The sequence below is a fragment of the Vibrio jasicida CAIM 1864 = LMG 25398 genome, assembly GCF_000400365.1.
Lineage (GTDB): Bacteria > Pseudomonadota > Gammaproteobacteria > Enterobacterales > Vibrionaceae > Vibrio > Vibrio jasicida.
Map to the genome: position 1 here is coordinate 1 of NZ_BAOG01000069.1, position 12,665 is coordinate 12,665.

General features: G+C 46.3%; 9 protein-coding genes and 1 pseudogene. 9 read left to right on the plus strand and 1 reads right to left on the minus strand.

The features are described 5' to 3' along the window. The 9 genes from VJL_RS28100 to rpoC all read left to right on the plus strand — a co-directional run. The coding region (locus tag VJL_RS28100; protein ID WP_081947284.1) for an EF-Tu C-terminal domain-related protein at window positions 1-98 on the plus strand (98 nt) is incomplete at its 5' end. A gap of 266 nt (window positions 99-364) precedes the next feature. After that, window positions 365-745 carry a preprotein translocase subunit SecE gene (secE, locus tag VJL_RS19585; protein ID WP_005440549.1) on the plus strand — a complete coding sequence of 127 codons (381 nt, stop codon included), beginning with the start codon at window positions 365-367 and terminating at the stop codon, window positions 743-745. Between the two features lie 13 nt (window positions 746-758). Then, complete coding sequence (gene nusG / locus VJL_RS19590) at window positions 759-1,307, plus strand: transcription termination/antitermination protein NusG (protein ID WP_005440551.1); 549 nt, start codon at window positions 759-761, stop codon at window positions 1,305-1,307. 144 nt (window positions 1,308-1,451) lie between these two features. Continuing rightward, on the plus strand, window positions 1,452-1,880 hold the full coding sequence (rplK, locus tag VJL_RS19595) for a 50S ribosomal protein L11 (protein ID WP_005440554.1): 429 nt from the start codon (window positions 1,452-1,454) through the stop codon (window positions 1,878-1,880). 4 nt (window positions 1,881-1,884) lie between these two features. Beyond that, entirely contained in the window at window positions 1,885-2,586 is a 702-nt protein-coding gene (gene rplA, locus VJL_RS19600; protein ID WP_038873427.1) for a 50S ribosomal protein L1, read from the plus strand. 291 nt (window positions 2,587-2,877) lie between these two features. Continuing rightward, the gene (rplJ, locus tag VJL_RS19605) at window positions 2,878-3,372 is read left to right on the plus strand and encodes a 50S ribosomal protein L10 (RefSeq protein ID WP_005440560.1); all 495 of its coding nucleotides are present in this window, start codon (window positions 2,878-2,880) and stop codon (window positions 3,370-3,372) included. Window positions 3,373-3,429: 57 nt separating this feature from the next. Continuing rightward, entirely contained in the window at window positions 3,430-3,798 is a 369-nt protein-coding gene (rplL, locus tag VJL_RS19610) for a 50S ribosomal protein L7/L12 (protein WP_005440561.1), read from the plus strand. A 250-nt stretch (window positions 3,799-4,048) separates the two neighbouring features. After that, window positions 4,049-8,077, plus strand: coding sequence for a DNA-directed RNA polymerase subunit beta (gene rpoB / locus VJL_RS19615; protein ID WP_009705466.1), 4,029 nt, complete (start codon window positions 4,049-4,051; stop codon window positions 8,075-8,077). Window positions 8,078-8,182: 105 nt separating this feature from the next. Then, on the plus strand, window positions 8,183-12,385 hold the full coding sequence (rpoC, locus tag VJL_RS19620) for a DNA-directed RNA polymerase subunit beta' (RefSeq protein ID WP_038873424.1): 4,203 nt from the start codon (window positions 8,183-8,185) through the stop codon (window positions 12,383-12,385). Between the two features lie 3 nt (window positions 12,386-12,388). Here rpoC and VJL_RS30020 read toward each other — a convergent pair. After that, window positions 12,389-12,665, minus strand: a pseudogene (locus VJL_RS30020) (hypothetical protein); the annotation flags it as partial.

Genomic DNA, 12,665 nt, shown 5'->3' on the forward strand with positions numbered 1-12,665 from the left:
TAATCGCTCCTATCGCAATGGACGAAGGTCTACGTTTCGCTATCCGTGAAGGTGGCCGTACTGTAGGTGCTGGTGTTGTTGCTAAGATTTTCGCATAATTCTTAACGAATTAACGAATGTCTTCGGAAAATCTTGAATTAGATTTGACGAACCAGTATCAAAAAGGGCATCATTTGATGCCCTTTTTCTGCGCTCAACATTATTTTAGCTGTTTTCTTGTTCAGGATTTGGTTGAGAGTAGAGCAAGATTAGGCGGAGAGGCTTAATCTTAAGAGAGTAGCGCTGATTTTTTCAGCGATATGGAGTTTGCCCTGCAACAGCGGGGTTATTGTCGTCTATATTAAGACTTGTGACAGGTTGGTTTATGAAAGCAAATAATGCTGAAACTCCTGATAGCTCAAACGCAGCAGATACGTTTAAGTGGATTGCCGCTTTCGTATTAGCAGCGGCCGCTGTTGTGGGTAATTACCTGTATGGTGAGATGTCTGTAGTTGTTCGTGCTGCAGGCGTTGTTGTTCTTATTGCAGCTGCCCTAGGCGTTGCAGCGACAACGACTAAAGGTAAAGCAGCGATCAGTTTTGCAAAAGAATCTCGTATGGAAGTTCGTAAGGTTGTTTGGCCTACACGCCAAGAAACCATGCAAACAACACTGATTGTTTTAGCTGTAAGTATTGTAATGGCTCTAGTGCTATGGGGAATTGACGGCATCATGGTTCGTTTAGTTGCTCTAGCAACTGGGGTATAGAGGGTAGTGATTCATGAGTGAAGCTCCAAAAAAACGCTGGTATGTAGTTCAAGCCTTCTCTGGATTTGAAGGTCGTGTAGCTCAATCTCTACGTGAGCATATCAAAATGCACGCTATGGAAGAGCTATTCGGTGAAGTACTAGTTCCTACTGAAGAAGTAGTGGAAATGCGCGCGGGTCAGCGTCGTAAATCTGAACGTAAGTTTTTCCCAGGCTACGTCCTTGTTCAGATGATTATGAACGATGAATCATGGCACCTAGTACGCAGTGTGCCGCGTGTCATGGGCTTCATTGGTGGTACCTCAGACCGTCCAGCACCTATCACAGATAAAGAAGCTGACGCGATTCTTAACCGTCTTGAGAAAGCGAGTGAGTCTCCTCGTCCTCGTACAATGTACGAAGCGGGTGAAGTGGTACGTGTTAACGAAGGTCCATTTGCTGACTTCAATGGTACTGTTGAAGAAGTAGATTACGAGAAGAGCCGTCTGAAAGTGTCTGTATCGATCTTTGGTCGTGCAACACCAGTTGAGCTTGAATTTGGTCAAGTTGAAAAACTTGATTAAAAAAACACCTTTTTAAGGGTTGTCTAAGGCGCGAATTATGACTATAATTTCGCGCCTTTTTACTTCTCATGAAGTAAAGAGTTTTTACGTAAACGGGGAGCTGGTCAGCAGACTAGCGTTAGAACCCAAACTTTAGGAAATATCATGGCTAAGAAAGTTGAAGCTTACATCAAGCTACAAGTTGCTGCTGGCGCTGCGAACCCAAGTCCACCAGTTGGTCCTGCTCTAGGTCAACACGGTGTGAACATCATGGAATTCTGTAAAGCGTTCAACGCAAAAACAGAATCTATTGAGAAAGGTCTACCAACTCCAGTAGTTATCACAGTATACAGCGACCGTTCTTTCACGTTCGTAACTAAGACTCCACCTGCTGCTGTTCTTCTTAAGAAAGCTGCTGGCGTTAAGTCTGGTTCTGGTCGTCCAAACACTGAAAAAGTGGGCACTGTAACTGACGCTCAAATCCAAGAAATCGCAGAAACTAAAGCTGCTGATATGACTGGTGCTGACATCGAAGCGATGAAGCGTTCTATCGCTGGTACTGCTCGTTCAATGGGCCTAGTGGTAGAGGGTTAATAAGATGGCAAAACTAACTAAGCGCATGCGCGTAATCCGCGAAAAAGTTGACGTAACTAAAGAATACGAAATCAACGAAGCTGTTGCTCTTCTTCAAGAACTAGCTACTGCTAAATTCGTTGAGTCTGTAGACGTTGCTGTTAACCTAGGCATCGATGCTCGTAAATCTGACCAGAACGTACGTGGTGCAACTGTACTACCTCACGGTACTGGCCGCGACATCCGCGTAGCAGTGTTCACTCAAGGTGCAAACGCTGAAGCAGCTAAAGAAGCTGGCGCAGACATCGTAGGTATGGAAGATCTAGCTGAGCTAGTGAAGAAAGGCGAAATGAACTTTGACGTAGTTGTTGCTTCTCCAGATGCAATGCGCGTTGTAGGTCAACTAGGTACTATCCTAGGTCCTCGCGGTCTTATGCCAAACCCTAAAGTTGGTACTGTAACTCCTAACGTTGCTGAAGCAGTTAAAAACGCTAAAGCTGGTCAGGTTCGTTACCGTAACGACAAAAACGGCATCATCCACACTACTATCGGTAAAGCAAACTTCTCTGCTGAGCAGATCAAAGAGAACCTAGAGTCACTTCTAGTTGCTCTGAAGAAAGCTAAGCCATCTTCAGCGAAAGGTACTTTCCTGAAGAAAGTAAGCATCTCTACTACGATGGGTGCTGGTGTTGCAGTTGATCAGGCTAGCCTGAACACTCAAGCATAATTTATTTGCTTAGGCGCAAAATTTGTGTATAATTTTGCGCCTAATATTTGTGGTTGGGGCTGAACTTTGGTTCTTTGAACTGTCTCCTAGTTCGAAATGAATTAAGACCCAGTCTCCGTCCAAGACCGTAGGTGTTTGTGTCAAAACAAGCTTAATTATCCTACGTAGATGGTGCCCGAACTGACAGAAAGCTCTATGTAAATAGTTAACTTTCTTCTGGGAAGCACCTAAATAGCTCTCACTGTCGTGATGATAGTGAGTGGTGTAACGACAACCAGGAGTAAATCCAAGATGGCTTTAAACCTTCAAGACAAAAAAGCAATTGTTGCTGAAGTCAACGAAGCTGCCAGTGGTGCACTTTCTGCAGTTGTAGCTGATTCTCGTGGCGTTCAAGTTGGCGCGATGACTTCTCTACGTAAACAAGCTCGCGAAGCTGGCGTTTACATGAGAGTTGTTCGTAACACTCTTGCTCGTCGTGCGGTAGAAGGTACTGAGTACGAGTGTCTAACTGACACTTTCACTGGTCCTACGCTAATCGCATTCTCTAATGAGCACCCAGGTGCTGCAGCGCGTCTTTTCAAAGACTTCGCTAAAGAGAACAAAGACTTCGAGATCAAAGCTGCTGCATTTGAAGGCGCTTTAACTGACGCTGAAGTACTAGCAACACTACCAACTTACGACGAAGCAATCGCACGCCTAATGATGTGCATGAAAGAAGCTTCTGCTGGCAAGCTGGTACGTACTATCGCTGCTATCCGCGATCAAAAAGAAGAAGCAGCGGCTTAAGCCTTGCTTTTTACTGGTTGCAAAATAAACTTATTGTTGACTTAAAAGAGAATTGTTATGTCTATTACTAACGAGCAAATCCTAGACGCAGTTGCAGAAATGTCTGTAATGCAAGTTGTTGAACTAATCGAAGCTATGGAAGAAAAATTCGGTGTAACTGCTGCTGCTGCAGTAGTTGCAGGTGGCGCAGCAGGCGGCGAAGCTGCAGCTGAGCAAACTGAATTTGACGTAATCCTAACTGCAGCTGGCGGCAACAAAGTTGCTGTTATCAAAGCAGTACGTGGCGCAACTGGCCTAGGTCTTAAAGAAGCTAAAGCTCTTGTAGACGGCGCTCCAGCACCTCTAAAAGAAGGCGTTGAGAAAGCTGAAGCTGAAGCTCTTAAAGCTCAGCTAGAAGAAGCAGGCGCTTCTGTTGAAGTTAAGTAATTATTACTTAATTTCATAGCCTAACGGCTAATGGCTGGTGGTTTTTTAACCACCGGCCTTTTTGCGCTGTAGGGCATGAGCGAATTTTCCCGCTGTTTAAGCGTCTCATGTCTATGCAAAAAACATTTCATTCCTACGCAATGAAATGTCACTACAGTAAACAGCTATTTAGTCACTGTCCCTTACCCCCCTTAAGTAACTAGGTGCGGGCGGACGGTTTGGGTCACTTATCAGCGAGCTGAGGAACCCCATGGTTTACTCTTATACCGAGAAAAAGCGCATCCGTAAGGACTTTGGTACTCGTCCACAAGTTTTGGACATTCCATACCTGCTATCGATCCAGCTCGATTCGTTCGACAAATTCATCGAACAGGATCCTGAAGGTCAATACGGTCTTGAAGCTGCTTTCCGTTCTGTATTTCCAATTCAGAGCTACAACGGCAATTCTGAGCTGCAATACGTTAGCTACCGTCTTGGTGAGCCAGTTTTTGACGTTAAAGAATGTCAAATCCGCGGTGTAACTTACTCAAAGCCACTACGCGTAAAACTACGTCTAGTAATCTTTGATAAAGACGCACCAGCAGGTACTGTAAAAGACATTAAAGAACAAGAAGTCTACATGGGCGAAATTCCGCTTATGACAGACAATGGTACCTTCGTAATTAACGGTACCGAGAGGGTTATCGTATCCCAGCTGCACCGAAGCCCAGGCGTGTTCTTCGACAGCGATAAGGGTAAGACCCACTCTTCAGGTAAAGTTCTATATAACGCACGTGTAATTCCTTACCGTGGCTCATGGTTAGACTTTGAGTTCGATCCTAAGGATAACTTATACGTACGTATTGACCGTCGTCGTAAGCTACCAGCTTCGATCATCCTTCGTGCACTTGGTAAAACGTCAGAAGAAATCCTAGATATCTTCTTCGAAAAAGTGAACTTCGAAGTGAAAGACCAAACTCTACTAATGGAGTTGGTTCCTGATCGTCTACGTGGTGAAACTGCGTCGTTCGACATCGAAGCGAACGGTAAAACTTACGTTGAGCAAGGTCGTCGCGTAACAGCTCGTCATATCCGCCAACTAGAAAAAGATGGCGTTGATCACATCGAAGTACCAGTTGAGTACATCGTTGGTAAAGTTGCATCGAAAGATTACATCAACGAAGCAACAGGCGAGATCATTGTTAACGCTAACCAGGAAATTAGCCTGGAAGCACTAGCGAACCTATCTCAGGCTGGCCACAAATCACTAGAAACGTTGTTCACCAACGATCTAGACCACGGTCCATTCATGTCAGAAACACTACGTATCGACAGCACTGTTGATCGTATTTCTGCACTGGTAGAAATCTACCGCATGATGCGCCCTGGTGAGCCACCAACAAAAGAAGCTGCAGAAGCACTATTCGAAAGCCTATTCTTCTCTGAAGAGCGTTACGATCTATCGACTGTTGGTCGTATGAAGTTCAACAGCTCTATCGGCCGTGAAGATGCTCAAGAGCAAGGCACACTTGACGAGCTAGACATCGTTGAAGTGATGAAGAAGCTTATCGCGATCCGTAACGGTAAAGGTGAAGTGGACGATATCGACCACCTTGGCAACCGTCGTATCCGTTCTGTAGGCGAGATGGCTGAGAACCAGTTCCGTGTAGGTCTAGTACGTGTTGAGCGTGCAGTTAAAGAGCGTCTAAGCCTAGGCGATCTTGACGCAATCATGCCTCAAGACCTGATCAACGCGAAACCAATCTCTGCAGCTGTTAAAGAATTCTTTGGCTCTTCACAGCTTTCACAGTTCATGGACCAAAACAACCCGCTATCAGAAGTAACGCACAAGCGTCGTATTTCTGCATTGGGTCCTGGCGGTCTAACTCGTGAGCGTGCTGGCTTCGAAGTACGTGACGTACACGTAACTCACTACGGTCGTCTATGTCCTATCGAAACGCCGGAAGGTCCAAACATCGGTCTGATCAACTCTCTATCTGCGTTTGCGCGTTGTAACGAGTACGGTTTCCTAGAGACGCCATACCGTCGCGTTGTAGATGGTGTTGTAACAGACGAAGTAGATTACCTATCTGCAATCGAAGAAGGCCAATTCGTTATCGCACAGGCTAACGCTGCGTTAACTGAAGAAGGCGGTTTTGCAGATGAGCTGATCACAGCTCGTCAAAAAGGTGAATCTGGTCTACACCCTCGTGAGCACGCTCAGTACATGGACGTTGCGACAAACCAGGTTGTATCTATCGCTGCCTCGCTTATCCCGTTCCTAGAACACGATGATGCGAACCGTGCATTGATGGGTGCGAACATGCAACGTCAGGCAGTTCCAACACTGAAAGCTGACAAACCGCTTGTTGGTACTGGTATTGAACGTAACGTAGCAGTTGACTCAGGTGTAACTGCAGTTGCTAAACGTGGTGGTGTAATCCAGTCAGTAGATGCTTCTCGTATCGTTGTTAAAGTGAACGAAGAAGAGCTAGTACCAGGCGAAGCTGGTATCGACATCTACAACCTGACTAAATACACACGTTCTAACCAGAACACATGTATTAACCAGCGCCCATGTGTGATGCCAGGTGAACCTGTATCACGCGGTGACGTTCTTGCTGATGGTCCTTCAACAGACCTTGGTGAACTAGCGCTTGGTCAAAACATGCGTATCGCGTTCATGCCTTGGAACGGTTACAACTTCGAAGACTCGATCTTAGTATCTGAGCGCGTAGTTCAAGAAGACCGTTTCACGACTATCCACATCCAAGAACTTACTTGTGTGGCGCGTGATACTAAGCTTGGTTCTGAAGAGATCACAGCTGATATTCCAAACGTAGGTGAATCTGCTCTGTCTAAACTAGACGAGTCAGGTATCGTTTACATCGGTGCTGAAGTTAAGGGTGGCGACATCCTAGTTGGTAAAGTAACACCTAAAGGTGAAACTCAGCTAACGCCTGAAGAGAAGCTACTACGTGCAATCTTCGGTGAAAAAGCATCTGACGTTAAAGATACTTCACTACGTGTACCTAACTCTGTATCAGGTACGATTATCGACGTTCAAGTCTTCACTCGCGATGGCGTAGAGAAAGACAAGCGTGCGCTTGAAATCGAACAAATGCAGCTTAAAGAAGCGAAGAAAGACCTAACTGAAGAATTCCAGATTCTTGAGGGTGGCCTTCTAAACCGCGTTAAAGCTGTACTGATCGATGGTGGTTACTCTGAAGCGAAACTAGACACAACTGATCGTAAGAAGTGGCTAGAACTAACGCTAGAAGACGATGCACTACAATCACAGCTTGAGCAACTTGCTGAGCAGTGGGACGAGCTAAAAGCTGACTTCGATAAGAAATTCGAAACTAAGCGTCGCAAGATCACTCAAGGTGATGATCTAGCACCTGGCGTACTGAAGATCGTTAAGGTTTACCTAGCGGTTAAACGTCGTATCCAGCCTGGTGATAAGATGGCGGGTCGTCACGGTAACAAGGGTGTAATCTCTAAGATCAACCCTGTTGAAGACATGCCATACGATGAGAAAGGTCAGCCTGTAGACATCGTACTTAACCCACTGGGTGTACCTTCGCGTATGAACATCGGTCAGATCCTAGAAGTACACTTAGGTCTGGCAGCGAAAGGTATCGGTGACAAGATCAACCAGATGGTTAAAGAGCAGCAAGAACTAGCGAAATTCCGCGAGTTCCTACAAAAAGTTTACGACCTAGGCGAAACTCGCCAGAAAGTAGACATTGCTTCTCTATCTGATGACGAAGTTCGTACTCTGATCAAGAACCTACGTGGCGGTCTACCAATCGCGACTCCAGTATTTGACGGTGCACCAGAAGCGTCTATTAAAGCGCTACTGAAACTAGCAGACCTACCAGAATCTGGTCAGCTAAAACTGTTTGATGGTCGCACGGGTGACCAGTTTGAGCGTCCTGTAACGGTAGGTTACATGTACATGCTGAAACTGAACCACCTTGTTGATGACAAGATGCACGCTCGTTCAACTGGTTCGTACAGCCTAGTAACTCAGCAACCACTTGGTGGTAAAGCTCAGTTCGGTGGTCAGCGTTTCGGTGAGATGGAAGTATGGGCACTAGAAGCATACGGTGCTGCTTACACTCTACAAGAAATGCTAACGGTTAAGTCGGATGACGTTAACGGCCGTACTAAGATGTACAAAAACATCGTAGACGGTAACCACAGCATGGAACCTGGTATGCCAGAATCGTTCAACGTACTGTTGAAAGAGATTCGCTCGCTAGGTATCAACATCGAGCTAGAAGACGAAGAGTAATCTCTTTTCTCTTGACCAAGGTTGAGAGAACCAAAAAGCGATTATTTGGTAGAAGGTGCTCACTTTAGCGAGTGAGCTCCTTTTAACTCCTTACAGGAGCTGATTGTGAAAGACTTATTAAACTTTCTAAAAGCACAGCATAAGACCGAAGAATTTGATGCTATCAAAATCGGTCTATCTTCTCCGGACATGATCCGTTCATGGTCTTTCGGTGAAGTTAAAAAACCTGAAACGATCAACTATCGTACGTTCAAACCTGAACGCGATGGTCTGTTCTGTGCGCGTATCTTTGGTCCAGTTAAAGACTACGAATGTCTTTGTGGTAAGTACAAGCGCCTGAAGCACCGTGGTGTTATCTGTGAGAAGTGTGGTGTAGAAGTTACACAAACTAAAGTTCGTCGTGACCGTATGGGCCACATCGAACTAGCATCACCAGTAGCTCACATCTGGTTCCTAAAATCGCTACCGTCTCGTATCGGTCTACTAATGGATATCCCACTACGTGATATCGAGCGTGTTCTTTACTTCGAAATGTACGTAGTAACTGAACCAGGTATGACTGATCTAGAAAAATCTCAGATGCTTACTGAAGAAGAGTATCTGGATCGTCTAGAAGAGTGGGGCGACGAGTTCACTGCTAAGATGGGTGCAGAAGCTATCAAGGACCTACTAGGTTCTATGGATATGCACGCTGAAGCTGAACAAATGCGCGAAGAGCTAGAAACAACTAACTCTGAAACTAAGCGTAAGAAAGTCACTAAGCGTCTGAAACTGGTAGAAGCGTTTATTCAATCTGGCAACAACCCAGAGTGGATGATTCTGACTGTACTTCCAGTTCTTCCGCCAGATCTACGTCCTCTAGTACCACTAGATGGCGGTCGTTTTGCGACTTCAGATCTGAACGACCTATACCGTCGTGTGATCAACCGTAACAACCGTTTGAAGCGTCTTCTAGAGCTAGCTGCTCCGGACATCATCGTACGTAACGAAAAACGTATGCTGCAAGAGTCTGTTGATGCGCTACTAGATAACGGTCGTCGTGGTCGTGCGATCACAGGTTCTAACAAGCGTCCTCTGAAATCTCTTGCTGATATGATCAAGGGTAAGCAAGGTCGTTTCCGTCAGAACCTTCTAGGTAAACGTGTAGACTACTCTGGCCGTTCTGTAATCACAGTAGGTCCATACCTTCGTCTACACCAGTGTGGTCTTCCTAAGAAGATGGCACTTGAGCTATTCAAACCATTCATCTACAGCAAGCTAGAGACTCGTGGTCTTGCGACTACAATCAAAGCTGCTAAGAAAATGGTAGAGCGTGAAGAAGCTGTCGTTTGGGATATCCTAGACGAAGTAATCCGTGAACATCCAGTACTGTTGAACCGTGCACCTACACTTCACCGTCTAGGTATCCAGGCGTTCGAACCAGTACTAATCGAAGGTAAAGCGATTCAGCTACACCCACTAGTGTGTGCGGCATACAACGCGGACTTCGATGGTGACCAAATGGCGGTACACGTGCCTCTAACTCTAGAAGCACAGCTTGAAGCTCGTACTCTGATGATGTCGACAAACAACATTCTGTCGCCAGCGTCAGGTGATCCGATCATCGTACCTTCTCAGGACGTTGTATTGGGTCTTTACTACATGACTCGTGACAAGATCAACGTGAAAGGTGAAGGCATGTACCTTTCTGGCCCTGCAGAGGCTGAGAAAGCATACCGCACTAAGACCGCTGAGCTACACGCACGCGTTAAAGTACGTATTACAGAAACAGTTGTAGACGAAGATGGCAACAGCACTACTGAGACTAAGATGGTTGATACAACTATCGGTCGTGCAATGCTATGGCAAATCGTGCCATCGGGCCTACCGTACAGCATCGTTAACCAAAAGCTAGGTAAGAAACAGATCTCTAACCTACTTAACGAGGCATACCGTAAGCTTGGTCTTAAAGATACAGTAATCTTCGCTGACCAAATCATGTACACCGGTTTCGCATACGCGGCACTATCTGGTGTATCTGTTGGTATCGACGACATGGTTGTACCGCCAGCTAAGTACACTGAAATCGCAGAAGCGGAAGAAGAAGTACGTGAAATCCAGGAACAGTACCAATCTGGTCTTGTTACTGCGGGCGAGCGCTACAACAAAGTGATCGATATCTGGGCATCGACCAACGATCGCGTAGCAAAAGCGATGATGGCAAACCTTTCATCTGAAACGGTAGTTAACCGTGACGGTGAAGAAGAGCAACAAGAATCGTTTAACAGCATCTACATGATGGCTGACTCGGGCGCTCGTGGTTCAGCTGCACAGATTCGTCAGCTAGCGGGTATGCGTGGTCTGATGGCGCGTCCAGATGGTTCAATCATCGAAACGCCGATCACTGCGAACTTTAAAGAAGGTCTAAACGTACTTCAGTACTTTATCTCAACGCACGGTGCTCGTAAGGGTCTTGCGGATACGGCACTGAAAACAGCGAACTCGGGTTACCTAACTCGTCGTCTAGTAGACGTTGCTCAAGACGTTGTTGTAACTGAACATGACTGTGGCACTCACGAGGGTGTTGACATGATGCCTCACATCGAGGGTGGTGATGTTAAAGTTGCACTAACTGAGCTAGCGCTAGGTCGTGTAGTAGCTGAAGACGTTCTTAAGCCAGGTACAGAAGATGTTCTGATCCCACGTAACACTCTAATTGATGAGAAGTGGTGTCAGATCATGGAAGAGAACTCTGTAGACAGCATGCGCGTACGCTCTGTTGTTACATGTGACTCTGACTTCGGTTGTTGTGCACAGTGTTACGGTCGTGACCTAGCACGTGGTCACCTAGTGAACCAAGGTGAAGCAGTAGGCGTTATCGCTGCTCAGTCTATCGGTGAACCGGGTACACAGCTTACGATGCGTACGTTCCACATCGGTGGTGCGGCATCTACTGCAGCAGCAGAGAACAGCATCCAAGCGAAGACAACTGGTACAGTTAAACTGCACAACGCTAAGTTCGTAATCAACAAAGATAAGAAGCTAGTAATCACGTCTCGTGCATCTGAGCTAACTATCATTGATGAATTTGGCCGTACTAAAGAGAAGCACAAACTTCCTTACGGTTCGATGCTAAGCAAAGGCGACAACGATGCAGTAACAGCTGGTGACGTTGTTGCTAACTGGGAAGCGCACACCATGCCAATCATCACTGAAGTGGCAGGTCGCATCCAGTTCGTAGACATGATCGACGGTGTTACAGTTTCTCGTCAGACAGATGACTTAACAGGTCTATCTTCAAGCGAAGTAACTGATCCAGCAGCTCGCCCAGCAGCAGGTAAAGATATGCGTCCAGCTATCAAACTTGTTGATGAGCAAGGTAACGACGTAATGATCCCTGGTACTGAAATGCCAGCTCACTACTTCCTACCTGGTAAAGCGATTGTAAACATCGAAGACGGCGCAGAAGTAGGTGTGGGTGATACACTTTCACGTATCCCTCAGAAATCTGGCGGTAACAAAGATATCACCGGTGGTCTACCACGCGTAGCTGACCTATTCGAAGCTCGTAAGCCTAAAGAGCCTGCGATTCTTGCTGAGCACACAGGTACTGTGAGCTTCGGTAAGGAGACGAAAGGTAAACGTCGTCTAGTAATCACTCGTGACGGCGGTGACGCTTACGAAGAGATGATTCCTAAGCATCGTCAGTTGAACGTATTTGAAGGTGAGCGTGTTGAACGTGGTGACGTGATCGCAGATGGTCCAGAGTCTCCACATGACATTCTACGTCTACGTGGCGTACACGCGGTAACTCAGTACATCGCTAACGAAGTACAAGAAGTTTATCGTCTACAAGGCGTTAAGATTAACGATAAGCACATCGAGACTATCGTTCGTCAAATGCTACGTAAGTGTACAATTACTCACGCAGGTGACTCTGAGTTCCTACCTGGCGAGCAAGTTGAATACTCACAAGTTAAGATTTCTAACCGTAACCTAGAAGCTGAAGGCAAAGAGCCAGCACGTTTCGAGCGTGAGCTACTAGGTATCACTAAGGCATCTCTAGCGACTGAGTCATTCATCTCTGCGGCATCGTTCCAGGAGACAACTCGCGTACTAACAGAAGCTGCGGTTTCTGGTAAGCGTGATGACCTACGTGGTCTGAAAGAGAACGTAATTGTTGGTCGTCTGATCCCAGCTGGTACTGGTTTCGCATACCACCAAGATCGTCAAGCTAAACGTGCTGAAGCGCAAGAAGGTCCATCTGCTGAACAAGCAACAGATAACCTAGCGGCACTTCTAAACGCTGGCTTCTCTTCTGACGAGTAATCGTTAAGAGCTTAAAAGAAAAGGCACCTTCGGGTGCCTTTTTTGTTTGAAGTCAAATAGAACGCTTACGCTCCGAGAGCGCTTCGCCTTAGGAATCGAGAGGTGTTGTTGGAGGGCTAGTGCAAGAAGTTTGGCTTCGAAAGGTGTTGACAGAACTTGTCCCTTAGAAAGACAAAATGAACCGAATCCCGAAAAACAAAAAGGGTTGACGTACATACGCCAACCCTTAAGAATTTTCTCGCTTCTCGCTTCTCGCTTCTCGCTTCTCGCTTCTCGCTTC